Below are 23,325 nucleotides of genomic sequence, written 5' to 3' on the forward strand. Positions count from 1 at the left end.
TCACACGCTCAGGACTTGGCCGCGACTGTGGTCAGCTCGTACCCATCGGTCTGCCAGGCGGACATGAAGGTGGTGATCGATACCCCCATACCTTTCCCCTCCTCGTTTTCCCAGAGGCCACTGTCGTTGACGTAGACCAAGCCGAGCTTGAGATCCACGGCAATCACCACCACAGAATGACCGGCGGAGGTGTAGTGGGGTACTCCCGAAGGGTTCTCCGCTTCGAGTTGGGTGTAGAGGATTTCACTGTTGACGGCGACCATCGCCGCGTCGCCCTTGGCCAGGGTCGCCTCCAGGTCAGCCAGAGCCGTCCGACCCGCCTCGGGGGTGTCGTCGTAGGTCTTGGTGCTGGCCGACACGTTGTAGTACCTGTTCATCAGCACCTCGACATCGCCGGTGCGGGCTCCCTGGTCGATGTTCTGGCTGAGGTACATCTTCTCTCCAGGGACGACGACGCTGTTAGTGACCTTCGCCCGGTCGGTGATGTCGGCCTCGGTCGGCGCCACGCCGGTGACCTGGCCGATGGCCATGGTCGCGGCCACCAGAATGCAGTTGTTGTAACTCTGGGAATACCACCACTTGCTGTTCTCCAGATCGCCGTAGACCCCGTCGCCGGTCACCGCGACGGTGACCGCCACATCGGTGGTATCGGCCTGGGCCAGCCCCAGCTGAATCGCTAACGCGTGCAGCGCATTTTGCACCATTCCCAACTCACCGGACAGTGCTGCCCCGGCACCATTGTCGACGGCGATCGTGAAGTGGTCGGTGATTCCGGGCTCGACAAGGCTCGGGTCGGGCGTATAGGTGTACTCGCCGGTCTCCTCGTCCAGATCGAGGGTGCCGTACTTCGGCCCGCTCACCACCGAGTAGGTGACGTCGTAAGCGTTGTTGCTCTGGCCGTTGATCTGGCCGCTGATCGCCTTGCCGGATTCGGCCTGCGGGCCCTGCGTGGGCGACGCACTTGGGGATCGGTTGAAGAAGATGTACGACAGCTCGTTGGCGAGTCCAGACCACCACGTCTCCAGGGTCGAGGCCAATGACTCCGACGCCGACGCGCTTACTGATCGCGATTCCGCGCTGAGAGCGCCGACGGGGGTGCCCGCCGCTGCCGACGCCGTCACGGACGACGCCGTACCCGGGGTCCCCTGGCTGCCCGCGGTGCCGTCGTCACCGTCCTCGCCGTTGTTGTCCTCGTTGCTGCCGGTACCGCCGTCGCCGCCTTCACCCCCCGCGCCGCCGAAACCACCGCCGCCACCACCGGCGCCACCTGCGCCGCCACCACCGCCGTTGCCACCGACTCCGCCGGTGCCACCCTCGTCACCTGCGCCACCCGCACCACCTTGACCGCCGGCGCCGCCAACGCCACCGCTGGCACCGGCCTTGGCCGTCGACCCGCTGCCGCCGCTGCCGCCCAACCCACCGTTGCCACCGGCCCCACCGGTGGTGCCGGTGACATTGCTGCCACTGGCCCCGCTGGTGCCGCCGATCCCACCGGCGCCGCCGTTGCCGCCCTCGCCAGCCCCGGCGGCATTGTTCGCGGCACCGCCGGTGCCGCCGTCGCCACCATTGCCGCCGGCCCCGCCGGCGCCACCGGCGGCGTCATCACCGTCTGCGGCGCCGCCCCAACCGCCATTGCCACCGGTTCCGCCATTGCCGCCCGCACCACTGGCACCGGCGCTGCCGTTCGCACTGATCAGGAAGAAGTATTTGCCTGTGCCGGCGTCGCCGCCGCGGGCGCCACCGGCCCCACCGGCGCCACCGTCACCACCCTTGGCGCCAGGATCACCGTCGCTGCCGTCGTCCTCGCCATTGGCACCTTGCAGGCCATTGCCGCCGTTACCGCCGTTGCCGCCGCTGCCACCGAAGCCGCCGGAACCACCTAAGCCGAAGACCCAACTCCCATTGCCCCCGGCGCCGCCGGAGCCACCGGCCCCACCGACGCTGCCGGTTCCGCCGTCGGGGTGTGCAGCACTGCCCTGGAGGCCGGCTGCGCCGGTGGCACCGGTACCTCCGTTACCTCCGTCGCCGCCTGATCCGAAGACCGACAACACCCCGGCGCTGCCGCCGTTACCGCCGTTGCCACCGCCCTGGCCGCCGTTACCGCCGTTACCGCCGTTACCCGACCACAGACCCCCGGTGCCGCCGTGACCGCCCGCGCCGCCAATCGGACCTTCCCCACCGTCACCCCCGGCACCCCCGTTGGTGAACAGCGCGAACACCCCACCGGAGCCACCACTGCCGCCGGCCCCACCGGTATAGCCGCGACCGCCGGATCCACCATTGCCGGCGGTTCCGAATACCGACAACAGTCCGGTGCTGCCACCTCGACCACCGCTCCCACCGGTGCCACCCTCGGGGACCGCGTCCCCGCCGGCACCGCCGTGCCCACCGTTGCCGTACCACAAACCCCCGGTGCCACCGACCCCGCCAGCACCACCGGTGGAGCCCTCGACCTCATTGTCCAACGGCGAGAAGCGGCCGCCGGCCCCTCCGTCTCCGCCATTGCCGACCAGCCCGGCCGAACCACCACGACCACCGGCAGAACCCATTGTTCCGCTCGTAGTTTCGCTTCCTGCGCCACCGTTGCCGCCGTTGCCGCGGATCAGCCCCCCGGCTCCGCCGTTGCCGCCCTTGCTGCCGTCGATTCCGGCGCCGCCGTCGCCGCCATTGCCGAACCAGCCGGCCGAGCCGCCATTTCCGCCGTTGTAGCCGTTACCGCCATTGCCGAGGATCCCGCCGTTGCCGCCGTTGCAGGCCGATCCGGAATCGCACGTTTCATCGGTCCACGAGTAGCCGTTACCGATGATGATCCCGCCATTGGGATGGCTGGCGGTGCCGTCGCCGAAGAAGAAGCTCACCGCGGACTGCAAAGGGTTGGCCACCGCTGCCGACTTCGGTGTCTTGGCCACTGATGCGGTTGAGGTCGCCGACGCGGTCGACGTCGCCGAAACCGTCCCCGCGGCAGAGACTTTGGCGGTATCACTCTTGGCGGCCGCGGCCGCGGCCGCGGCCGACACCTTGCGTGCGGACTGGGCTCCCGAACGCGACGGGCTGTGATGCCCCGTCGACTTCGACGCGCCGCTGGAAGCAGACCCCGCCGCCCCTGCCGACCCGGTCGAGTCCGCGGAGGCCACCGCGGGTGTGGAGGCGAGAGCGGCGCCGATGCCCAGGGCGATCGCCGACGCGCCGATCCAGGTGGCGGCACGGACGTCGGGCTTCAGTACTGCCAGCCCCCCGAACTCCACGGGCAGTGCCCGCAACCAACCGGAAACCGCCGTGCGCCGCTGGCCACCCTTGGAATCATCGGTCAGGCGCATCTGGGATCCCCTCGTTGTTAGCTGAATGTCGCTGCCCTTGTCGCAATGGAGCACAGACAAGACGTCAAGCAGCATAAGGATACTTAGCGGCTAGCGCACCGTTATTCGCTAGGAATTCACTCGTCGTGATTTCTGGGGCCCGATCTTGCCACGGTGGCGCCTCGACCAGTGACCGTTCGGCTGCACTGGGACATCCACTGGCGGACAGCCACTTTCGTCCTCGTCACGCACTCCGAAGGCGGGGTCGGGGTTGTCGGCGACCCGTAGCCACGATCCAGGCCAACGTCGCCAACGTGGCCACCAGGTAGATCAGGCCGGCCCACGCCAGGTACCACGGCCGGTCGATCTGCCAGATCGTCGGCTGGGCGAAGCTGAGCAGCCATGGCACGCCGATGAGCGTCAGCACGAGCCAACCCCACCCGAGCCAGCGCGCGCCCGGACGTGTCCGCCACGGCCCGTTCAGAAGCCAGATCATCAACGGCACCAACCACACCCAGTGATGCGTCCACGAAATCGGCGAGATTGACAGGCCGAACAGTTGCACCACCAGCAGTGAGCCGAGCCGGTCGCCGCCCAGCGCTCGCCAAGCCAGCAGCGCCAGCACCGCGGTCACCGCGATCGCGGCCAGAACCAGCGGTCCGTAGCCCGCGTCGTGGCCGAGGATGCGCGACAGGGCGCCGCGCCACGACTGGTTGAACGACGTTCCGATCGGCCCGATCCGGCCGGCGTCGCCGAGCAGATCGGTGAAGTAGTAGCGGGCCTGCTGGCCGATCACCACGACGGACACACCGACCGTGGCGACGAAGACCACCGCCGAGAACACCGCCGCCGCCCATCGGCGCATGCCCAGGAAGTACAGCCCGGTGATGGCCGGGGTCAGTTTGACTCCGGCGGCCAGGCCCACCAGCAGACCCGACAGCCACCACCGGCTGCTGTAGGCCGCGCACAACACGCCCAGCACGAGAACGACGTTGATCTGGCCATAGTCGAAATTGCTGCGCAGTGGCTCGATCCAGATGGCGACGGCGGTCCACAGCATCGCGAGGCGGTGGCCGTCCCCGGCGGGCACGCCGAGCAACCGCTGACTGACCCGCACCACGCCGTAGAGCGCCGCAACGATTCCGAGCTGCCAGCCGAACGCCACGACGCCGAACGGCAACAGGTGCAGCGGGTAGAACAGCAGAGCCGCGAACGGCGGGTAGGTGAACGGCAGCGGGAAGTCAGGCGTCTGGTCGGCGTAGACGTAGGAGTAGAGCGTGCCCGGATGGTCGAGGGCCCCTGCCCCGCCGAGGTAGACATGCAGGTCGACGAAGTTGGCTCCGTTGGGCACCAGGTAGGTCCAGGCCAGCCGGGCGGCCACGCTGGCGGTGAGCAACACCGGCGCCAGCCAGGCTCGCCGGGCCACCGAGGCGCTCGTGTCCACGGTGCGACTGTAGCGACGCCCACAACTTCGGCGCGCTGACGTGCGGCTGCCGCACGCCAGCGCGCCCAATCCCCGGCCGGCCACTCAAGCCCGCGCATCACCGTTGGCCATCACGTCCGTAACGGTTGAATAACCACCACACGTGTCACTTGAGTAACTCTAGTAACGGACTACCTTCGGGTTCAGACCTGCACTCGAGGGATTGGGATAACCATGCCACGTATCACAAAGTTGTTCGCCGCCAACGCGATTGCGGCCGCCGGCCTGTGCTCGGCCGCGCTCGCACTGAGCCCGTCGGCGGCAGCCGACCCCGGGGTGTCGCCGGCTGTTCCCGGCGTGCCCGGGCTGAGCATGTTGGAGCAATTCGCCACGAATCCCGCCAGCGCCGCGGCGCTGCTGCAGACCGCCGCGACCGCACTCGGCGGCGCGTCGTCGCTCGCCGGTGCGCCGGCCACCATGCCGGTCTCGCCGATCGCCGGTGCCCCGGCCTCCCCGGCGCTGCCCGGCGCGCCCGCCACCGCACCCGTTGCCCCCGCAGCGAGCGGTGGCCTGGCCGGACCGATCATCCCGCTGTTGAACCAGCTCGGCGTGCCCGGTGACCTGGCGAACCTGACCCCGTCGGGGATGCCGTTCCCGGTACAGGTCGGCGACAGCCTGGCCGTCGGCAACCCGCCGGTCGCCCCGCTGCCCGCTCCGGTAGCCGGGCCGGCCGGGGTTCCGCCAGCCAGCAACCCGGCGATTGCTCCGACCACCCCGGGTGGTGCTGGTCTCGGCCAGCTGTTGCCGCTGTCCGCCCTGCCCTGACCACCCACCACCCGATGAGGGAGTTCACCGTGCCGCAGATCGCCAAGTTGGCTCTTCTGCTGACCACCGCCGCAGTCGTCGTGTCGACCAGCCTGGTGTCGAGCCCGGCTGCGTTCGCCGACCCGACGATTCCGCTGGATCCTGGGCAACTTCCTGGCCTCGACGCCGTGCAGAGCCTGAGCCCGATCATCCAGCAGGCGGCGGGGAACCCCTCATCGGCGCAGTCGCTGTTGCTCGCGGCAGCGTCGCAGCTGGCCGGTAACGCCACCACGCCGGCCGGTTCGGCGGCGCTGGCCGAGCAGGTCACCAAGTTCGTGCAGGAGGGCGGGGCCGCCGGCCCGTCGGCCGCAATGCCAGCGTCGGTTCCCCCCGCCGCGCAGGCCTTGGCCGGCGTCGCACACGGCACAACGCCGCTGATGACGCCCGGTACCGGAAACGGCCCCGTCCCCCTGCCCCAACATCTGCCCGACGCTGGCGTCCCCGGCGCCGTTCCCGGCGCCGACGCGCATCTGCCCACCGGCATCGACCCGGCGCACGCCGTCGGTCCGGTGCCCGACGCAATGCCCGAGGTCCCGACCCCGGTGACGTCGGTGACCCCGGCTGCGACGCCGGCCGGCAACTCGATCAACGTCGCGACACCAGCACCCGCCCCCGCGGCCGCGGCCGCGCCCAACTACGACCCGGCCACCCCGCCGACCCAGGACTTCATGTACCCGTCGATCAGCAACGGCTGCCTCCAGGACGGCGGAAACGTCATCGCGACCGCGCTGTCGGTCGCCGGGCCTGCGAAGATCCCGACGCCCGGACCGGGTCCGGGCCAGACGGCCTACGTCTTCACCGCCGTCGGCACCCCCGCGCCGGCCGCCGAGCAGAAGCTCCCGCTGAACGTCACCTGGGTCAATCTGACCACCGGGAAGTCGGGAAGTGCGACGTTGAAGCCCAATCCGGGCATCAACCCGCAGGGCCCGACCACACTGACCGCCATCGCCGACACCGGCTCGGGCAGCATCATGTCGACGATCTTCGGCCAGGTGACCACCGTGGACAAGCAGTGCACCTTCATGCCGACCATCGGTTCGACCGTCGTGCCCTGAAACCCCCGGCCGCCGCGTTAGTCTGAGAGATCCCAAGCCCGGCGAAGGGTGGGTTCGGCATGGAGACGCTCGACCCCATCGATGCGTTGATGCTCACCGGCGAACTGCTGTCGAGTCCGATGCATGTCGCCGCGGTGCTGATCATGAGCCCGCCGAAGGGTGTCAAGAGCCAGGCCTTCGTCGACGACCTGTATGAGCAGAGCCTGACCGCGGGTGACGAGATCGACCCCCGCCTGCGACGTCGCCCGCACCGCGGGGTGGATACCGGCGGCATGTGGGTGTGGCGCGATGTCGACGATCTCGACCTGCGCCACCACCTGCAGCGGCGGACGCTGCCGCGGGGTTCGGGCACCGAAGCACTCTGGGAGCTGATCTCCCAGTTGCACGCCGAGCGGCTCGACCGCTCGGCACCGCTGTGGATGGCCTACACGATCGACGGCCTCAAAGGCGGCCGGTTCGCCCTCTACCTGAAGGTGCACCACATCCTCGTCGACGGTGTGGCGGGCTTGCAGCTGATCGGCGACTCGCTGAGCACCGATCCCGCCCAGCGCTCGATGCCACCGTTCTACGCCGCGTCGGCACCCCACGATCCGCCCGCACCGAGCCGCTCGAGTCGGCTGCCCAACCCACTGTCGGTGGTGCGCGGCATCGCGGGAACCGCGTTGTCGGGTCTGAACCTGGCCCGCCATGTGGCGGCCGGCGAATTGGCCACTATCGTCGGCAGCCTGACCACCCGGAGTGTCGCGCCGCCGTTCGGGGCGCCGCACACCCGCTTCAACACCAAGCTGGGGCCGCACCGGGCGGTCGCGGCAACAAGTCTGGACCGCAAGCGAATTCGGGCCGTCCAGCAGGTTGCCGGCGTGACCGGCAACGACGTGGTGACAGCGGTGGTCTCGGGGGTGGTGCGGGGCTGGCTGGCCGAGCAGGACGAGCTGCCCCGCCAGTCCCTGGTGGCGATCTGCCCGGTGACGGTGCGGGACCGGGATTCGGCCGCGGCCGACGAGCACGGCAACCAATTCGGTCTCGGACTGTGCCCGCTGGGCACCAACATCGACGACGCCGCGCAGCGGCTGAGCCTGATCCACCACGCGATGGACAACGTCAAGCATCAGGTCGCGGCGCAGGGACCGGGCGCGAACCTGGTGGTACTGATGCCGGCTATCGGGCCGACGGTGCTGCTTCCGCAACTGCCATTGACGTCGTGGGTGCCGCCCAGCTACAACCTGCCGATCTCCAACGTTCCCGGCCCGCCCGAGCAGATGTACTTCAACGGCGCGCGGGTCGACGAGATCTATCCGGTGTCGGTGGTCTACGACGGGATGGCGCTCAACGTGACGGTCTGCTCGTATGCCGACCGGATCGGGGTCGGCTATGTGGCCGACCGCGATGTGGTGGCCGACATCGACGAACTCATTCCGCTGACCGAAATAGCCCTGGCGGAACTGGAGGCCGCTGTCGGCGTGTCCTAGCCTGCCGGCTCAGTAGGCCATGAACAGGATTTCATCCCGGCCGTAGTCCATGCCGGGATGCGCCGCGGCCAGATGAGCCTTGGTGAGGTCGACGAGTTCGTCCTCGTCCTTGGCGCTGATCGCCTCGCCACACGGACAATTGATGTGGGTTTTCATGCTGCCTCCAGTCATCGGGCCTTAGCGGCCGCCTTCATCTTCTTCTTGTACGCCCGTACCTCGTCCAGCGACCCCTTGTCGACCACATCGGCGATCGACATGTGAGTGCCGGCCTTGCCGTAGTCACCGGCCGCTTCCCGCCAGCCTGTCGGCGTCACCCCGTACTGCTTGCCCAGCAGGGCCAGGAAGATCTTTGCCTTCTGCTCTCCGAACCCGGGCAGGGCCTTGAGCCGGCGCAGCACCTCGGCCCCGTCGGGGTCGCCGTCCAGCCACAGCCGGGCGGTGTCGCCGCCATACTCGTCGGTGATGGTCCGGGCAAGATCCTGTACGCGCTTGGACATCGAACCCGGAAAGCGATGAACCGCAGGCGTTTTCGCAAACATCTCGGCGAATCCATCCGGGTCGTAGTCGGCGATGGTCCGCGGGTCGATCCCCCCGATGCGCTCGACGATCTTGCGCGGTCCGGCGAACGCCGTCTCCATGGGAATCTGCTGATCGAGCAACATCCCGGTCAACAGGGCGAACGGATCCTCACTCAACAGCTCGTCGGACGCGGGATCCTGGGTGAGCTGTAGGCGCGCCATGGCGACATCTTAGGCGCGCAGCCAGGAACGACAATGGTCGCGGCAGGATAGGAGAGGAAGATGTCGGGTGCGGTCGCGCTCACGTTGGCGGTCGCGCTGGCGGCGGTGGCACTGATCATCGGCACCGTCGCGGTGCTGACCCGTCGGGTGGTCACCACCCCGGCCGAGCGCACGGTGCACGCCGCCCTGCACACCGCCGCGCAGGCGGCCCGTTCGCTGCGCAAGGGGCTCGACGCCGACTCCGCCGCCGGCGCCGCCCCCCACCTGCGCGGCCTGACCGGCTCCGACGGGGTCGCGCTCTACGGCAGCGATGGGACGTTGCTGGCCTTCGACCCGCCCGAGGCGCCGCTGTGGACGCCGAGAGCCTTAGAGACCTGTCACCACCTGGCCCGGGAGTCGATCACCGGCCAGCGCCGGGTGTTAGCCCGCGACCAGACCCCCGCGGTGGTGGCCCAGCCGCTGCTCGATGACGACGGCGCAGTCATCGGTGTGCTGGCCGTGGTGAGCACCGACGAACCCTCGCCCGGCATGCTGGGCGCCATCGCCGAGGTCGCCCGCTATGCCGCCAGTCAGCTCGAACTCGCCGAACTCGACGCGTCCCGGGCCCGCCTCGACCGAGCCGAGGTGCTGGCCCTGCGCGCCCAGATCAGCCCGCACTTCATCTACAACGCGCTGACCACCATCGCCTCGTTCGTTCGTACCGACCCCGACCGCGCCCGCGACCTGATCCTGGAGTTCGCCGATTTCACCCGCTATTCGTTCCGCTCCGCGGGCCCGTACACGGTGCTGGCCGACGAACTGCGCAATATCGACCGCTACCTGACCCTGGAGCGCGCCCGCTTCGGCACCAACCTGACGGTGACCCTGCAGATCGCCCCCGAGGTGCTCACCGTCGTCGTGCCGTTCCTGGCCCTGCAGCCCCTTGTCGAGAACGCGGTACGTCACGGCCTGGCTGGCCGCCAGGGCGGATCGATCGAAATCGTCGCTCGCAACGAAGGTTCCGACTGTGTGATCAGCGTCGAGGACGACGGGATCGGCATGGACCCGGAGATCCTGCGGTCCGGGCACGGCGACGTCCTGGGCGACGGGGAGCAGGCCGCCCACGTCGGTCTGAGCAATGTCGACCATCGTCTGCGCGCCGCGTTCGGCAACGACTACGGTCTGGTGGTCGAGACCGCCCCGGAGGCAGGTACGAAGGTGATCATGCGGGTGCCCAAGTTCCGGGCGGGTGTGCGCGCGTAGCGGAGGTGGCGATGGCAACGCAGCTCTGGGTGCTGGCGGTCGACGACGAAGCCCCCGCCCTCGACGAGCTGACCTATCTGCTCGGCGAGCATCCCGACGTCGCCGAAGTCGTCGGCGCCGGTGACGCGACCTCGGCCCTGCGCATCATCAATGAGCGCACCATCGACGCGATCTTCCTCGACATCAACATGCCGGGCCTGTCCGGGCTGGAACTGGCCAGCCTGTTGGGCAATTTCGCGCGGCCACCGGCGGTGGTGTTCGTCACCGCGCACGACGACAAGGCGCTGGCCGCCTTCGAGGTCGGTGCACTGGACTATCTACTCAAGCCGATCCGCAAGGAGCGCCTCGACGAAGCCATCCGGCGCGTGGTGGCCGCCCGGGCAGCGGAGCCGACGCAGCAGCCGGAGGAACCGGCGGCCGAAACCATCCCCGTCGAACTCGGCGGGGTGACCAAACTGGTGCGCTGCGACACCATCGGATGGGTGGAGGCCGAGGGTGACTATGCCCGGCTGCACGCCACGTCCGGTTCGCATCTGGTGCGAATTCCGTTGAGCACATTGGAGGATCGCTGGCGCAGCCGCGGCTTCCAGCGCGTGCACCGGTCCTATCTGGTCGCGCTGACCATGGTCACCGGGTTGCGCACCTCCGGGACCGCGACCATGGTGCGGCTGCGGGCGAACGGCAGCTCACCGCCTGTCGAGTTGCCGGTCAGCCGGCGTCAGGCCCGCGAGCTGCGCGACCGGTTGATCCGGGATCCGATGCGAACCTTCAAGCCCGGCGGCGGCAATGACTAGACCGGGACGCCCACAACGCCAGCGGGTGGTCCTCGCCCACCGGCGCGGCACACGCGCGGTGCACACCCGCGTCGAGGTGCAGGAGCAGACCGAGGTCGGCGACGCACTGGTCCGCGGCCTGGTGCGGGCCCAGCTCGGGCTGGCGCTGCGGCTGGCCGCGGTGGTGGCCGGCGGGATGGTCGCGCTCCCCTTGATCAACGCTGTCTTTCCCGAGCTGTCCGGCGCCACGGTGTTCGGGGTGCGACTGAACTGGCTGACCCTGGCGGTGCTGGTCTACCCGGCGCTCTACGGCGTCGGCCGGCTCTACATCCGGCTGGCCGAACAGGGCGAACGCGACTTCATCGGGGTGGTCGACGATGACGGGCCCCGGTGAGCACCGCCACGGCCCTGACGGCCGGCGGGTTGCTGGCCGCCGCGGTGGCGACCGTCGCCGTCGGCGCCTACGGGGTTCGGCTGTCGCGCACCACCTCCGATTTCCTGGTGGCTTCCCGCACCGTCGGCCCGAACTGGAACGCCGCCGCGATCTCCGGTGAATATCTTTCCGCCGCTTCCTTTCTCGGCGTTGCCGGCCTGATCGCCAAGTACGGCGCCGACGCACTGTGGTACCCGGTGGGTTTCACCGCCGGCTACCTGGGGCTGCTGCTGTTCGTCGCGGCACCGTTGCGCCGGTCCGGCGCCTACACGGTGCCCGACTTCGCCGAGTTCCGGCTGGGCTCGGCGCGGGTTCGCCAGGTGGCGATGCTGGTGGTGGTCACCATCTGTGTGCTCTACCTGGTACCGCAATATCAGGGCGCCGGGCTGGCCCTCAAAGCGCTTCTGGGCGTGCCGGTCTGGATCGGCCCGCTGGCCGTCTGTGCGATCGTGATCGTCAACGTCGTCGGTGGTGGGATGCGCTCGATCACGTTCGTGCAGGCGTTCCAGTACTGGCTGAAGCTGACCGCCGTCGCGGTGCCCGCGCTCATGCTGGCCCTGTCCGGTGCGCACCGGGCCGACCTGGGCGGGCCGCTGCCGCCCACCGTGGAGGCGACCACCACCGTGACCGTCGAAACCGACGTGGTGGTCTCGGTCGGCGACGCCACCGGGGTGACGGTCAACGGACCGGGCCACAGCGGCGCACTACCCGGGCCCGGCCAGTACCAGCTGGCCCGGGGAACCACCCTCACGCTGGCCGCCGGAGCCCACACCCCGGTGGTGACCGGCGCGCCGGCACGTGGGTCCACATGGATCGCCTCCGGCGGCGGGCTCGGCGGAAAACATCCGCTCTACCAAGTGTTTTCGATCATGGTGGCCACCTTCCTCGGGGCCATGGGCCTGCCCCATGTACTGGTGCGCTTCTACACCAACCCCGATGGGCGCGCGGCGCGGCGCACCGCCTTGGCGGTGATCGCCCTACTGTCGGTGTTCTACCTGTTCCCCGCCCTGCTCGGGGTGCTGGCCCGGCTCTATGTGCCACAGCTGCTCGTCACCGGGAAGGCCGACGCGGCGGTGCTGCTGCTGCCGTCGGCGGCCATCGGCGGTCTGCCGGGCCAACTGGTGGGCGCACTGGTCGCCGCGGGTGCGATCGCGGCGTTCCTGGCGACGTCGTCGGGACTGCTGGTCAGCATCGCCGGTGCGCTGGCGACCGACGTGTTGCGCGGTCGGGTTCGCGATTTCCGGCTGGCCGCCCTCATCGGCGGGCTCATCCCGCTTCCGTTGTCGCTCATCGCCCCGGTGTTGGAACTGTCCCGGGGCGTGGGGCTGGCATTCGCGGTGGCGGCCTCCACGTTGTGCCCGCTGTTGATACTCGGGATCTGGTGGCGCGGACTGTCCGCCGCGGGCGCTATCGCGGGTCTGGTGGTCGGTGCGCTCGCCTCGGGGCTGGCGATCCTGGTCGCGATCACCGGCTGGGTCGATGACGACGCACTCGGCGGTTGGGCAGCCACGCTGCTGGGTTACCCCGCCGCGCTGACCGTGCCACTGGCGTTCGCCACCATGATCGTGGCCAGCCGGCTCTCGCCGGCGGGTGTGCCCCCCGACGTTGCCCGCATCTTCGCCCGGATGCATGTCCCGGAGCGACTGGGCATGGGCGTGGAGCGGGTGCCGCGCGGCTGACCCGGGGATCGAACCGGCTGACCCCGGGGATCGGGCAACCGTTCAGCGCCGGGCGGCGACCGTTCACCGCACGCTGCGACATTTCACCTCGCAGGCCCTAGGGCTGTGACGCACCTCTCAATACGCTGTGAGATCGATCCCAGTTCACAACCCCTGAACGCTAGGAGCGCGCCGGTGCCCTCAACAGACATCCCGCCGCGGGAGACCCACCCCAGCGGTGCCCAGTACCTGGCCGTACAGGCCAGCCCCGAGTTCCAGGACCTGCGCCGCACCCTGCGCCGGTTCGTGTTCCCCACCACGGCGTTCTTCCTGATCTGGTACGCCCTCTATGTCCTGCTGGGGGCGTTCGCCCACGACTTCATGGCCACCAAGGTGTGGGGCAACGTCAACGTCGGGCTGCTCCTCGGGCTGGGCCAGTTCGTGACGACGTTCCTGATCACCGGGCTGTACGTGCGGTTCGCCAACCGCGATCTCGACCCGCGCGCAGAAGCGATTCGCGCCGAGATGGAAGGCACCGCGCGATGACCACGCTGCTGGCCGAAAGCACCCGGATCGGCAATCCCGTCATCAACATCAGCATCTTCGTCGGCTTCGTCCTGATCACGCTGTTCATCGTGATCCGGGCCGGCCGTTCCAACACCAACGCCACCGAGTTCTTCACCGCCGGCCACGCGTTCTCCGGCCCGCAAAACGGCATCGCCATCGCCGGCGACTACCTTTCTGCGGCGAGCTTCCTGGGCATCGCCGGGGCGATCGCGGTATACGGCTACGACGGCTTCCTCTACTCGATCGGCTTCCTGGTCGCCTGGCTGGTGGCGCTGCTGCTGGTGGCCGAATTGCTCCGCAACACGGGCAAATTCACCATGGCCGACGTGCTGAGCTTCCGGCTCAAACAACGCCCGGTGCGCCTGGCAGCGGCCACCTCGACGATGACGGTGTCGCTGTTCTATCTGCTGGCACAGATGGCCGGGGCCGGCGGGCTGGTGGCGCTGCTGCTCGACGTCCATAGCCGCAGTGCCCAGTCATTGGTGATCGCGGTCGTCGGCGTGCTGATGATCGTCTACGTGCTCGTCGGTGGCATGAAGGGCACCACGTGGGTGCAGATCATCAAGGCAGTGCTGCTGATCGCCGGTGCGGCGGTCATGACCGCGCTGGTACTGGCCAAGTTTGGGCTGAACTTCTCCGAGATCCTCGGCTCGGCGCAGAACATGGTGCACCAGGCCACCACCAAGGGCGTCGCCAGCCGCGACGTGCTGGCCCCCGGCGCCCAGTACGGCGCGTCGACCACCTCGAAGATCAACCTCCTGTCGCTGGGCCTGGCGCTTGTGCTGGGCACCGCAGGCTTGCCGCATGTGCTGATGCGCTTCTACACGGTGCCCACCGCCAAGGAGGCGCGGCGCTCGGTGGTGTGGGCAATCGCCCTGATCGGTGCCTTCTACCTGTTCACCCTGGCGCTGGGCTACGGCGCGGCCGCCATCGTCGGACCGGACCGCATTCTGAAGGCACCCGGCGGGCAGAACTCCGCGGCGCCGCTGCTGGCTTTCGAACTCGGCGGGGTGATCCTGCTCGGCATCATCTCGGCGGTGGCCTTCGCGACCATCCTGGCCGTGGTGGCGGGCCTGACGATCACCGCCTCGGCGTCGTTCGCCCACGACGTCTACGCCAGTGTGCTCAAGGGCCACAAGGTGACCGAGGACGAGCAGGTGCGGGTATCGCGGATCACCGCGGTGGTGCTCGGCGTGGCCGCCATCGGCCTGGGCATCCTGGCCAACGGCCAGAACGTCGCCTTCCTGGTGGCGCTCGCGTTCGCCGTCGCGGCCTCGGCCAACCTGCCGACGATCGTCTACTCGCTGTACTGGAAGCGGTTCAACACCCGCGGCGCGCTGTGGAGCATGTACGGCGGCCTGATCAGCTGCCTGGTGCTGATCGTGTTCTCCCCGGCCGTCTCGGGCAACAAGACCGCGATGATCCCCGGCGCAAACTTCGACTGGTTCCCGCTGGCCAACCCCGGCATCGTGTCGATTCCGCTGGCGTTCATCCTCGGCATCGTCGGAACGCTGACGTCCTCGGACTCCGGCGACCCGGAGCTCAACGCCGAGATGGAGGTCCGCTCGCTGACCGGTGTGGGTGCGGAGAAGGCCACCCACCATTAAATGAGGTGAGGATCTCGCCGAGTGCGGGAATGGTGGAGCCGTGCCGATGACGTTGACGACGACATGACCCCAGCTCGCTCGGCTCCTGACCGGTCGGGCCACGTGACCCGCACCCGGCGAGACTTCGCCTTCGCCCTGCTGGCGTACGCGTTCGTCGTGATCATGCTGGGCACCACCCTGCCCACCCCGCTGTACGCGCTGTACTCGGCGCAGATGCACTTCTCGGTCCTGACCACGACGGTGATCTACGCGACCTACGCCGGTGGGGTCTTGGTGGCCCTGCTGGTGTTCGGCAGCTGGTCGGATGCCATCGGCCGACGGCCGGTGCTGCTGGCCGGCGCCGTCTGCGCACTGGCCAGCGCCGTGGTGTTCCTGGCCGCCGACTCGGTGCCACAGCTGCTCGTCGGTCGGGTGCTGTCCGGATTGTCGGCCGGTCTGTTCACCGGAACCGCGACCGCGGCGGTCATCGAAGCCGCGCCGCCGCGCTGGCGTACCCGTGCCCCCGCTGTGGCCACGATCGCCAACATCGGCGGCCTGGGCGCTGGACCGGTCGTGGCTGGAATCCTGGCCCAGTACGCCCCCGCTCCGCTGACGCTGGCCTTCGCGGTCCACATTGTGCTGGTTGTGGTGGCCACGATCGCCATCGTGCTGGTCCCAGAAACCTCGAGTCGATCCGGGAAGCTTGGTTTGCAACGTCTTTCGGTGCCACCTGCCGTGCGCCCGGTGTTCGTCACCGCCGCCCTTGCCGCGTTCGCCGGCTTCGCGGTCACCGGCCTGTTCACCTCGGTGGCACCGTCGCTGCTGACCAACGTCATCGGGATCGGTGACCACGCCCTGGCCGGGTTGATGGCCGGTTCCATCTTCGGCGCCTCAGCGATCGCCCAGATCGGCGGTGCCCGGATCCCGGCGCGCCGCGCGGTCGCGCTGGGCTGCGCGATCCTCACCGCCGGCATGGGCGTTCTGGCTGTGGCCCTGCACTATTCGTCGCTGGCCGGGTTGATCGCCGCCGCGGTGGTCTCCGGCGTTGGGCAAGGCATCAGCTTCAGCCGTGGCTTGGCCGCGGTCGCCGAGTGCACCCCCGCGCAGCGGCGGGCGGAAGTCAGCTCGACCTACTTCGTGGTGGCCTACATCGCCATCTCCATCCCGGTCATCGGCGAGGGATTCGCCGCCCAGGCGTGGGGGCTTCGCACCGCCGGCACCGTGTTCGCGACTGCCGTCGGCGTGTTGGCGCTGGGCTGCCTGGCAGCGATCCTGTGGCAGGAGTCGCGGACCACAACCCGAGCGGAACCCGGCTTATTCGGCTAGGGACTGGGTGCCGAGGACGAGTGCCAGATCGAGGCGGGCGGCGTCGTCGCTTCCGGATTCCGCGGTGTAGATCATGATCCGCAAGTCGTCGGCGGCGACGATGAGTGTGTCGCAGGCCAGTGTGATCGGCCCGACGTCGGGGTGGGCAATGACTTTGTGTCGGCCGTAGTCTTCGTGACGTCGCGGCGGCTGGGATGTCCAGCATTCAACGAAGCGCGGGCTCTGCGCCGACAATTCCTTGATCAACGCCTGCAGTCGAGGATCTGCGGGATACCGGGCGGCCGTCAGACGCAGGTCGGCAATCAGTTCAGCCTGCTGGTCGGCCAATTCCTCGGCCGTGTGCACCGCTCGGGTGCCGGGTCCGACGAGTTGGCGCCACAAGGCATTGCGTTCGATCCCTGTCCAACTGGTGGTCGGACCCATCAGTGCGTCGTAGGGCGCGTTGGCCACAATCAGGGTCCACATGGCGTCGTAGACCACGACGGGTGTATTGGCCAGACGGTCGAGCAAGCGCTGCACGCTGGGGGTGATGCGTGCGGACACCAATTCGCGGCCGGGGGTGATGTGTCCGGCCAGGCGGAACAGCAGATCACGGTCGGAATCGGAAACCCGCAACGCGCGGCCGAGTGCTTCCACGACTTGTACCGACGGTGATCTGGCCCGTCCCTGCTCGAGTCGGGTCAGGTAGTCGACGGAGATCCCGGCCAGGGCAGCGAGCTCCTCACGGCGCAAACCCGTTGCCCGCCGTCGCCCACCGACCGAGATGCCGACCGCCGCGGGCGCCACGCCATCGCGGCGGTGTCGTACCAGCCGGCCGAACTCCGATGGGTCCACCGCCTCACTCTTGCACGACCCGGACCTCGTCGACCTGGCCCTGTCAGTCCTACGACAACCGGGGCCCTGGGTGATCCCCGCCGATGCGGCCACTATTGGGTCCCGCCCCCGGCACCGCCGAGCGGGTCGGCGATCAAGGAATCCAAGGAGTGGTCAATGAACCCGAGTTCTGCTGGCGCCGTGCTGATCACCGGCCCGACCGGAGGCCTGGGCCGCGCCACCGCGCTGGCGATGGCCGATCGCTCGGCAGGCGAGCGGCCGGACCTGCTGTTGGTTGGTCGAGCCGGCCCGGCCCTGACCGAGGTGGCCACCCAGGTCCGGTCCGCGGGCGCCGGGGTGTTCGAGATCGGTTGTGATCTGGCCCGGTTGGCTGATGTCCGGGCGGCGGGGAAGCGTGTCAAGGAGCTGGTCGGCAGCGGCGCTGTGCCGCCGCTGCGGGGCCTGGTGGCCAATGCCGGTGTGACGGTCGCCGACACCCGTAAGGCTTCCGCTGATGGATTCGAGCTGACCTTCGCCGTGAACTACCTGGCGCATGCCCAACTCATCGGTGACCTGCTCGGCTCACTGGCCACCCCGGCACGGGTCGTGCTGCTCGGATCGAACACCTACCACCAGAACATATTCCGCAAAATTCTCAGCGTCGCACCGGCCGATTGGCGCGACCCGACAGAGCTGGCGCGCCCCGATGCCGCTGATGTTTCACCGTCTATCAAACGCAGCGGCACCGCGTACTCGAATTCAAAACTCGCCATCCTCTACTTCGCCCACGCGCTGCAGCGACACGCACCAACAGGGGTCAACGTCGCCGTCTTCGAACCTGGGTTCATGCCGGGCACCGGCCTGGGGCGCGACCACGGGCCTGCGGTCCAGCAGGTCGGGCGAATCATCGAACGGCTGCCCGGTGTCTCCACGCCGAAGCGATCCGGTGCGGCACTGGCGTCGATCGTGCTCGACGACCGATGGGCACGGCTACGCGACGGTGCCTTCGTGATCAAGAACAAGGAACGTGACGTGCTTCCGATCGCCCATGACCGGGATCGTGAGGCACGGCTATGGAACGCCACCGCCGAACTGTTGCGCACCGTCAGCTGAACGGGGAACCCACCGCGTTAGCCACTGGCCGGAAGACGCGTTGCAGCAGGGCTTTCCGGCTAACCGCTCTTCCGGCGGAACTCCCGGCGACTCTCCACCGGGCCGTGGGCGCGCGGCTGCTTGTTCCCCGCGTCCTTATGCCCGGTTGAGCCGGCCGACTTCGCCTTCTTGCGTTCCAGCGCTTCCCGAAACTTGCGCTTGGTGTCGTCGTCCTGCGGGTCGGACTCGTCGTTGGCCATGGCGGAAGCCTATCCCGCCGTCCGGCCGAACGTCGTGAGCTTTTCAGCGGATACCCGGCGGCATCCCGTACACGTGCGAAATCGGCAGGGTCAGCAGCACGCGCCGGTCGGTGACCATGGCCCGGCGATAGTCGTCCCAGTCCGGATGCTCCCCGGCGACATTGCGGTAGAGGGCGATCAGCGCCTCGACGGTGTCATCGTCCGGCGCGGCCGCGGGCGGGCTCAGGATCGCGTTGCCCTCGGCCACTGCATAGGACCAGCCGTCGTCGGAGGAGACCAGGATCGAGGCACGGGGATCGCGGCGCAGATTGCGGGTCTTGGCCCGCGGCTCGGTGATCGAGACTTGTACGACGAGGGTGCGCGGGTCGAAGTGGTAGGTCACGTTCGACAGCTGCGGGCGGCCGTCGCCTTTGATGGTCGCCAGAACACCCAGGGAGTTGCCCGCGATCACCGCCAGAAGTTTGTCGTCGAACACCTGACGCGCCATGGTCTCGAGCCTACGCGGTGAAGTCGAGGCTGGCCTCGTGGCCGGCGTCAGGTTCCGATGGCGGCCTTCATCGGCGCCCGACACGCACTCAACCCCAGGTCCGGGCATAATCGAGCGGCCACCCACGCCGAGCAATCGAAACGGAACCCGAGATGGCTGCCATCCCACAGCGCTATGCATGTCCTGAGACGTCTCTGCCCCAGTCGAACCGGCCAGCCGGACGATAACTGAACCACCGATGGTGTCCAGGATGCCCGTCCGAGCCGCATGATGGCGAAGTTGCCGACACGACAGCATGTTTGGAGCCGGTGCGCGCTCGCGTCGGCACTGCTCGTCGCGGTCGGGTTCAGCGTCGTCCACGCCGTCCCGCCGACCGGTACCGTCGTTGCCGACTGCTTTCAGCGCGGTGGTTACAACCCGCCGCCGTGCACCACCACCGCACCGAAAGCCGGCGACGCCAGTCAGAACGGGACCGGATCGTCTGACTCCACTCCGAGCGCCGACAACTCGCAGGGCACAGATCAGAACGGGACCGGATCGTCTGACTCCACTCCGAGCGCCGACAACTCGCAGGGCACAGGTCAGAACGGGACCGGATCGTCTGGCTCCGCTCCGGACGCCAGTCAAACGACGAACAGCCCACCAGATTCCGGCAGCACGGCCTGCCAGAACCAAAGCGCCATGCCCGTCGCCATCGGCCTACAACCCACCCGCTGCCCGGCCACCCAAGGCCCGAACACCCCACCCGACTCCGGCGGCACCGCCTGCCAAAACCAAAGCGCCATGCCCACCGCCATCGGCCTACAACCCACCCGCTGCCCAGCCACCCAAGGCCCGAACACCCCACCCGACTCCGGCAGCACGGCCTGCCAAAACCAAAGCGCCATGCCCACCGCCATCGGCCTACAACCCACCCGCTGCCCAGCCACCCAAGGCGCAAACACCCCACCCGACTCCGGCCAAACGGCCTGCCAAAACCAAAGCGCGATGGCCACCGCCATCGGACTGCTACCCGCTGTATGTCCGCCCAGTTCGCGCGGCTGAATGACCCCGATTCACGAGGAAAGCCGCGAGTTCGGTGCCGGATCAGGTCCACGACCCCCGTGCCTGACCGCTCTAAGATCGGCGACATGACGCGCTACGCGGCTTTCCTGCGCGGAGTCAACGTCGGCGGGGTGACCCTGAAGATGGCCGACGTCGCCGCGGCCCTGACCGACGCCGGGTTCGACAACGTGCGCACCATCCTGGCCAGCGGCAACGTCCTCCTCGACGCCGACGGTACGAGGGCCTCGGTGCGCACGAAGGCCGAAGCGGCGCTGCGCGATGCGTTCGGCTACGAGGCGTGGGTGCTGGTGTACGACCTCGACACCGTGCGCACCATCGCCGCGGACTACCCGTTCTCCCCCGAGGTCGAGGGCCACCACTCGTATGTCACCTTCGTCAGCGATCCGGCGGTTCTCGATGAACTCGCGGCGCTGGCCGACGACGCCGGGCCCGACGAGAAGATCGCCCGCGGCGACGGCGTCCTGTACTGGCAGGTGCCCAAGTCGTCCACACTGGATTCGTCCATCGGCAAGACGATGGGCAAGAAGCGCTACAAGTCGTCGACCACGACCCGTAATCTGCGCACCCTAGCGAAGGTACTGACATGAACAGCCCCAAGATCGACGCCAGCCAGCTCGGTGGTGTCTCCGAGACCGCGCTGCTGACGCTCAACGGTCGCGCCCATCAGGCCGGCCTGCCGGGCGCCATCCTGCACGATCCGATGGCCATCGAGCTGGTGGACTCGATCGATTTCGACTTCGACAAATTCGGCCGCAAGGGCCAGGAGATGGCGCTGCGCTCATTAGCCGTCGACGGTTGCGCGGTGCGGTATCTGAGCGCGCACCCCACGGCCACCGTGGTCGCGCTCGCCGAGGGCTTTCAGACCAGCTTCTGGCGGGTGAACGACGCGCTGGCCGATCCCCAGTTTCGTTGGGTGTCGGTGGACCTGCCCCCGGTGATCGAGCTGCGTGAGCGCCTGCTGCCGTCCTCACCGCGGATCACGAACCTGGCGCAATCCGCCCTCGACTACAGCTGGATGGATCAGGTGGACAGCTCCAACGGCGTGTTCATCACCGCCGAAGGCCTGCTGATGTATCTGCAGCCGCATGACGCGATGGATCTGATCACCCAGTGCGCCAAGCGTTTTCCCGGCGGCCAGATGTTCTTCGACCTGCCGCCGGTGCTGGTCAAGAAGCTCGCCCCGAAGGGTCTGCGGTCATCCAAGCACTACCGGGTGCCGCCCATGCCGTTCAGCCTGACCGCCGACCAATTAGCCGCCCTGGCCAACACCATGCCCGGCGTGAAGGCCGTGCACGACATCCCGATGCCCACGGGCCGCGGCTTCTTCTTCCAGAAGGTGTTTCCGGCGGTATGGGGTTTTCACCCGGTCAGGAATCTGCGCGGGTCTTACACCCTGCTGGAATTCGGCTGACGTCTTAGCCGAACGCCGAGTCCAGATACCGCATGGCCTCGTGCTTGGCGAGGCCGAGCGCGCGGGCGGCCTCCACGTAGGCGTTGGCCGCCGCGGCCATCGCGGCGTCGGCCGGGTCGGCACGTGCCACAAAGGTGCCGAACCGGCCCCGGGTTTCGACGATGCCGGCGGTCTCGAGCTCCCGGTAGGCACGCGCCACGGTGTTCACCGCCAGCCCCAGCTGACCGGCCAGCTCCCGCACCGTCGGCAACCGGGTGCCCGGCGGCAACCGCCCATCCCGGACGCTGTCGATGACCTGTGTTCTCAGCTGGTCGAACAGCGGCCGCGCCGCCTGCCCATCCACGCGCAACCAATCCCCCAACTCCGACACACGCTAAGTATCGCCTAGACCGGCTATTTTGGTGGATGTGCGTATTGCGGTGCTCAGCGGAGCAGGGATCTCCGCCGAAAGCGGGGTGCCGACATTTCGCGACGACAAGACCGGTTTGTGGGCCAAGTACGACCCCTACGAACTGTCCAGTACCGAGGGCTGGCAAAGCCATCCCGAACGGGTGTGGGCGTGGTACCTGTGGCGTCACCACCTGGTCGACCAGACGACGCCCAACGACGGTCACCGAGCGGTGGCGGCCTGGCAGGACTGCGCCGAGGTCACCGTGATCACCCAGAACGTCGACGACTTGCACGAGCGAGCCGGCAGCAGACCGGTGCACCACCTGCACGGCAGTCTCGCCGAGTTCTGGTGTGACACCTGCGGATCCCGTTACCACGGCCCGCTGCCCGACATGCCCGAACCCGAACTGGAGAAGATGCCGCCGAGCTGCGAATGCGGCGGGCTGATCCGTCCCGGCATCGTGTGGTTCGGCGAACAGCTGCCCGATGAGCCGTGGCAGGCCGCGGTAGAGGCGGTGGCCACCTCCGACGTCCTGGTGGTGGTCGGCACCTCCGGCATCGTCTACCCGGCGGCCGGACTGCCCGAGGTGGCACTGGCCCGCGGCGCCGTCGTGGTGGAGGTCAACCCGGAGGCGACCCCGCTGACGGCCAATGCGACGATCTCGATCAGGGAGTCGGCGAGCACCGCCCTGCCGCGTCTGCTGCAGGAGCTACCCGCCCTGCTGGAAGGCTAGTCGCCCTTGCGGGCCCGCCCCAGCGCGACCTCCTGCACCGGCAGCGGAACCCACGCCGGGAAGGTTGCCTCGCGCCGCGCGGTGTCGATGGCGAAACCGGCGCCGGCGATGGCATGTTCGGTGTCGCGGTGGGTGTGGCAGTTTCCGGCTATCCGCGGCCAGATCGTCGCGTCGGCCACCCGCTGCAGCCCGCCGCGCCAGCCGCCGGTGGCGATGTGCTCGAAGTAGCGCAGCTCGCCACCGGGTTTGAGCACCGAATGGAGTTGGCGTAGAACCCCGTCGGGGTCTTCGACCGAGCACAGCACCAGCGAGCACACCACCGCGTCGAAGGGTTCGGTGTCCGGCATCGTTTCGATCGTGGACTCCAGCACGGTGACCGGTACCGGTGCCGCCGCGGCGGCATCGATGGCCAGCGGTGCCAGCCGGGTCTCGGGTTCGAGCGCGATGACCGCACTGACCGTCTCGGGATAGAACGCGAAGTTCGTTCCGGTGCCCGCGCCAACCTCCAGCACCCGGCCGCTGAGCCCGGCGAGGTTTTCCCGCCGCAGCTCACGCATGGCCCTGGATTCGTGAGCGGACATCACCGTCCAGATCCGCGCGAACAACGGGTGATCGAAGGTCTGTGCTGCCATGTCCGTGGT

General features: G+C 68.7%; 24 protein-coding genes. 14 read left to right on the forward strand and 10 right to left on the reverse strand.

Features of this window, described 5'->3' with window-relative positions; genetic code table 11:
• Positions 1-8: 8 nt before the first annotated feature.
• Together ADBZ9K_RS10370 and ADBZ9K_RS10375 are read right to left on the reverse strand one after the other, a co-directional pair.
• Positions 9-3,317, reverse strand: coding sequence for a C39 family peptidase (locus tag ADBZ9K_RS10370; RefSeq protein ID WP_526619992.1), 3,309 nt, complete (start codon positions 3,315-3,317; stop codon positions 9-11).
• 223 nt (positions 3,318-3,540) lie between these two features.
• Positions 3,541-4,800, reverse strand: coding sequence for a mannosyltransferase (locus tag ADBZ9K_RS10375; RefSeq protein WP_526620899.1), 1,260 nt, complete (start codon positions 4,798-4,800; stop codon positions 3,541-3,543).
• Between the two features lie 153 nt (positions 4,801-4,953).
• Between ADBZ9K_RS10375 and ADBZ9K_RS10380 the strand changes: the two genes are divergently transcribed.
• From ADBZ9K_RS10380 to ADBZ9K_RS10390, 3 genes are read left to right on the forward strand one after another with little or no spacing between them, the layout of a single operon-like run.
• Positions 4,954-5,544: a hypothetical protein gene (locus ADBZ9K_RS10380; RefSeq protein ID WP_526619994.1), complete on the forward strand. Its 591-nt coding sequence runs from the start codon at positions 4,954-4,956 to the stop codon at positions 5,542-5,544.
• Between the two features lie 14 nt (positions 5,545-5,558).
• On the forward strand, positions 5,559-6,638 hold the full coding sequence (locus ADBZ9K_RS10385; RefSeq protein ID WP_526619996.1) for an Rv1157c family protein: 1,080 nt from the start codon (positions 5,559-5,561) through the stop codon (positions 6,636-6,638).
• A gap of 59 nt (positions 6,639-6,697) precedes the next feature.
• Positions 6,698-8,107 (forward strand): wax ester/triacylglycerol synthase family O-acyltransferase, encoded by a 1,410-nt coding sequence (locus ADBZ9K_RS10390; RefSeq protein WP_526619998.1) that lies wholly within the window; start codon positions 6,698-6,700, stop codon positions 8,105-8,107.
• A gap of 9 nt (positions 8,108-8,116) precedes the next feature.
• Here the strand turns inward: ADBZ9K_RS10390 and ADBZ9K_RS10395 are convergent, their stop codons facing one another.
• Complete coding sequence (locus ADBZ9K_RS10395) at positions 8,117-8,263, reverse strand: DUF1059 domain-containing protein (protein ID WP_094478574.1); 147 nt, start codon at positions 8,261-8,263, stop codon at positions 8,117-8,119.
• Positions 8,264-8,274: 11 nt separating this feature from the next.
• Positions 8,275-8,847, reverse strand: coding sequence for an HhH-GPD-type base excision DNA repair protein (locus ADBZ9K_RS10400; protein ID WP_526620001.1), 573 nt, complete (start codon positions 8,845-8,847; stop codon positions 8,275-8,277).
• A gap of 60 nt (positions 8,848-8,907) precedes the next feature.
• Here ADBZ9K_RS10400 and ADBZ9K_RS10405 point away from each other — a divergent pair, with 60 nt between their 5' ends.
• From ADBZ9K_RS10405 to ADBZ9K_RS10435, 7 genes are all read left to right on the forward strand, one after another.
• Complete coding sequence (locus ADBZ9K_RS10405; RefSeq protein WP_526620003.1) at positions 8,908-10,089, forward strand: sensor histidine kinase; 1,182 nt, start codon at positions 8,908-8,910, stop codon at positions 10,087-10,089.
• An 11-nt stretch (positions 10,090-10,100) separates the two neighbouring features.
• Positions 10,101-10,883 (forward strand): LytR/AlgR family response regulator transcription factor, encoded by a 783-nt coding sequence (locus ADBZ9K_RS10410; protein WP_526620005.1) that lies wholly within the window; start codon positions 10,101-10,103, stop codon positions 10,881-10,883.
• Positions 10,876-11,256 (forward strand): hypothetical protein, encoded by a 381-nt coding sequence (locus tag ADBZ9K_RS10415; RefSeq protein WP_526620007.1) that lies wholly within the window; start codon positions 10,876-10,878, stop codon positions 11,254-11,256. Before ADBZ9K_RS10410 ends, ADBZ9K_RS10415 begins: the two co-directional genes overlap by 8 nt.
• A complete protein-coding gene (locus tag ADBZ9K_RS10420) occupies positions 11,253-12,974 on the forward strand; it encodes a sodium/solute symporter (protein ID WP_526620009.1) in 1,722 nt (573 codons plus the stop codon). Before ADBZ9K_RS10415 ends, ADBZ9K_RS10420 begins: the two co-directional genes overlap by 4 nt.
• A 174-nt stretch (positions 12,975-13,148) precedes the next feature.
• Positions 13,149-13,499: a DUF485 domain-containing protein gene (locus ADBZ9K_RS10425; protein WP_526620011.1), complete on the forward strand. Its 351-nt coding sequence runs from the start codon at positions 13,149-13,151 to the stop codon at positions 13,497-13,499.
• The gene (locus ADBZ9K_RS10430; protein WP_526620013.1) at positions 13,496-15,127 is read left to right on the forward strand and encodes a monocarboxylic acid transporter; all 1,632 of its coding nucleotides are present in this window, start codon (positions 13,496-13,498) and stop codon (positions 15,125-15,127) included. Before ADBZ9K_RS10425 ends, ADBZ9K_RS10430 begins: the two co-directional genes overlap by 4 nt.
• Positions 15,128-15,190: 63 nt before the next feature.
• Positions 15,191-16,432, forward strand: a complete 1,242-nt coding sequence (locus tag ADBZ9K_RS10435; RefSeq protein ID WP_526620900.1) for an MFS transporter — start codon at positions 15,191-15,193, stop codon at positions 16,430-16,432.
• Here the strand turns inward: ADBZ9K_RS10435 and ADBZ9K_RS10440 are convergent.
• Entirely contained in the window at positions 16,421-17,266 is an 846-nt protein-coding gene (locus tag ADBZ9K_RS10440; protein ID WP_526620015.1) for a helix-turn-helix domain-containing protein, read from the reverse strand. The two genes, ADBZ9K_RS10435 and ADBZ9K_RS10440, sit on opposite strands and share 12 nt — an antisense overlap.
• A gap of 156 nt (positions 17,267-17,422) precedes the next feature.
• Between ADBZ9K_RS10440 and ADBZ9K_RS10445 the strand changes: the two genes are divergently transcribed.
• Positions 17,423-18,358: an SDR family NAD(P)-dependent oxidoreductase gene (locus tag ADBZ9K_RS10445; protein WP_526620017.1), complete on the forward strand. Its 936-nt coding sequence runs from the start codon at positions 17,423-17,425 to the stop codon at positions 18,356-18,358.
• A 59-nt stretch (positions 18,359-18,417) separates the two neighbouring features.
• On the opposite strand, the gene ADBZ9K_RS10450 is transcribed toward ADBZ9K_RS10445, so the two are convergent.
• From ADBZ9K_RS10450 to ADBZ9K_RS10460, 3 genes are all read right to left on the reverse strand, one after another.
• Positions 18,418-18,597, reverse strand: a complete 180-nt coding sequence (locus ADBZ9K_RS10450) for a DUF5302 family protein (RefSeq protein WP_526620019.1) — start codon at positions 18,595-18,597, stop codon at positions 18,418-18,420.
• A gap of 43 nt (positions 18,598-18,640) precedes the next feature.
• Positions 18,641-19,084: a PPOX class F420-dependent oxidoreductase gene (locus tag ADBZ9K_RS10455; protein WP_526620021.1), complete on the reverse strand. Its 444-nt coding sequence runs from the start codon at positions 19,082-19,084 to the stop codon at positions 18,641-18,643.
• Between the two features lie 623 nt (positions 19,085-19,707).
• Positions 19,708-20,085 (reverse strand): hypothetical protein, encoded by a 378-nt coding sequence (locus ADBZ9K_RS10460; RefSeq protein WP_526620023.1) that lies wholly within the window; start codon positions 20,083-20,085, stop codon positions 19,708-19,710.
• Positions 20,086-20,214: 129 nt separating this feature from the next.
• Here ADBZ9K_RS10460 and ADBZ9K_RS10465 point away from each other — a divergent pair, with 129 nt between their 5' ends.
• Positions 20,215-20,736, forward strand: a complete 522-nt coding sequence (locus ADBZ9K_RS10465) for a DUF1697 domain-containing protein (RefSeq protein WP_526620025.1) — start codon at positions 20,215-20,217, stop codon at positions 20,734-20,736.
• A complete protein-coding gene (locus ADBZ9K_RS10470) occupies positions 20,733-21,560 on the forward strand; it encodes a class I SAM-dependent methyltransferase (protein ID WP_526620027.1) in 828 nt (275 codons plus the stop codon). Before ADBZ9K_RS10465 ends, ADBZ9K_RS10470 begins: the two co-directional genes overlap by 4 nt.
• Before the next feature lie 4 nt (positions 21,561-21,564).
• Here ADBZ9K_RS10470 and ADBZ9K_RS10475 read toward each other — a convergent pair whose 3' ends face one another.
• Positions 21,565-21,930 carry an Rv1152 family transcriptional regulator gene (locus ADBZ9K_RS10475; RefSeq protein WP_526620028.1) on the reverse strand — a complete coding sequence of 122 codons (366 nt, stop codon included), beginning with the start codon at positions 21,928-21,930 and terminating at the stop codon, positions 21,565-21,567.
• A 37-nt stretch (positions 21,931-21,967) separates the two neighbouring features.
• On the opposite strand from ADBZ9K_RS10475, the gene ADBZ9K_RS10480 reads away from it, so the two are divergent.
• Positions 21,968-22,684, forward strand: a complete 717-nt coding sequence (locus ADBZ9K_RS10480) for an SIR2 family NAD-dependent protein deacylase (RefSeq protein WP_526620030.1) — start codon at positions 21,968-21,970, stop codon at positions 22,682-22,684.
• Here ADBZ9K_RS10480 and ADBZ9K_RS10485 read toward each other — a convergent pair.
• The gene (locus ADBZ9K_RS10485; protein WP_526620032.1) at positions 22,681-23,316 is read right to left on the reverse strand and encodes a class I SAM-dependent methyltransferase; all 636 of its coding nucleotides are present in this window, start codon (positions 23,314-23,316) and stop codon (positions 22,681-22,683) included. The genes ADBZ9K_RS10480 and ADBZ9K_RS10485 overlap by 4 nt on opposite strands.
• Positions 23,317-23,325: the final 9 nt, after the last annotated feature.

The organism is Mycobacterium sp. (genome assembly GCF_965229265.1).
Lineage (GTDB): Bacteria > Actinomycetota > Actinomycetes > Mycobacteriales > Mycobacteriaceae > Mycobacterium.

Coding starts and splice junctions, on each gene's coding strand:
- ADBZ9K_RS10385 (WP_526619996.1), top strand. CDS start 5,559: ATGAGGGAGTTCACCGTGCCGCAGATCGCCAAGTTGGCTCTTCTGCTG.
- ADBZ9K_RS10485 (WP_526620032.1), bottom strand. CDS start 23,316: ATGGCAGCACAGACCTTCGATCACCCGTTGTTCGCGCGGATCTGGACG.
- ADBZ9K_RS10380 (WP_526619994.1), top strand. CDS start 4,954: ATGCCACGTATCACAAAGTTGTTCGCCGCCAACGCGATTGCGGCCGCC.
- ADBZ9K_RS10395 (WP_094478574.1), bottom strand. CDS start 8,263: ATGAAAACCCACATCAATTGTCCGTGTGGCGAGGCGATCAGCGCCAAG.
- ADBZ9K_RS10450 (WP_526620019.1), bottom strand. CDS start 18,597: ATGGCCAACGACGAGTCCGACCCGCAGGACGACGACACCAAGCGCAAG.
- ADBZ9K_RS10430 (WP_526620013.1), top strand. CDS start 13,496: ATGACCACGCTGCTGGCCGAAAGCACCCGGATCGGCAATCCCGTCATC.
- ADBZ9K_RS10410 (WP_526620005.1), top strand. CDS start 10,101: ATGGCAACGCAGCTCTGGGTGCTGGCGGTCGACGACGAAGCCCCCGCC.
- ADBZ9K_RS10455 (WP_526620021.1), bottom strand. CDS start 19,084: ATGGCGCGTCAGGTGTTCGACGACAAACTTCTGGCGGTGATCGCGGGC.
- ADBZ9K_RS10400 (WP_526620001.1), bottom strand. CDS start 8,847: ATGGCGCGCCTACAGCTCACCCAGGATCCCGCGTCCGACGAGCTGTTG.
- ADBZ9K_RS10435 (WP_526620900.1), top strand. CDS start 15,191: ATGACCCCAGCTCGCTCGGCTCCTGACCGGTCGGGCCACGTGACCCGC.
- ADBZ9K_RS10445 (WP_526620017.1), top strand. CDS start 17,423: ATGAACCCGAGTTCTGCTGGCGCCGTGCTGATCACCGGCCCGACCGGA.
- ADBZ9K_RS10470 (WP_526620027.1), top strand. CDS start 20,733: ATGAACAGCCCCAAGATCGACGCCAGCCAGCTCGGTGGTGTCTCCGAG.
- ADBZ9K_RS10390 (WP_526619998.1), top strand. CDS start 6,698: ATGGAGACGCTCGACCCCATCGATGCGTTGATGCTCACCGGCGAACTG.
- ADBZ9K_RS10405 (WP_526620003.1), top strand. CDS start 8,908: ATGTCGGGTGCGGTCGCGCTCACGTTGGCGGTCGCGCTGGCGGCGGTG.
- ADBZ9K_RS10465 (WP_526620025.1), top strand. CDS start 20,215: ATGACGCGCTACGCGGCTTTCCTGCGCGGAGTCAACGTCGGCGGGGTG.
- ADBZ9K_RS10415 (WP_526620007.1), top strand. CDS start 10,876: ATGACTAGACCGGGACGCCCACAACGCCAGCGGGTGGTCCTCGCCCAC.
- ADBZ9K_RS10370 (WP_526619992.1), bottom strand. CDS start 3,317: ATGCGCCTGACCGATGATTCCAAGGGTGGCCAGCGGCGCACGGCGGTT.
- ADBZ9K_RS10460 (WP_526620023.1), bottom strand. CDS start 20,085: ATGGCGGTGGCCATCGCGCTTTGGTTTTGGCAGGCCGTTTGGCCGGAG.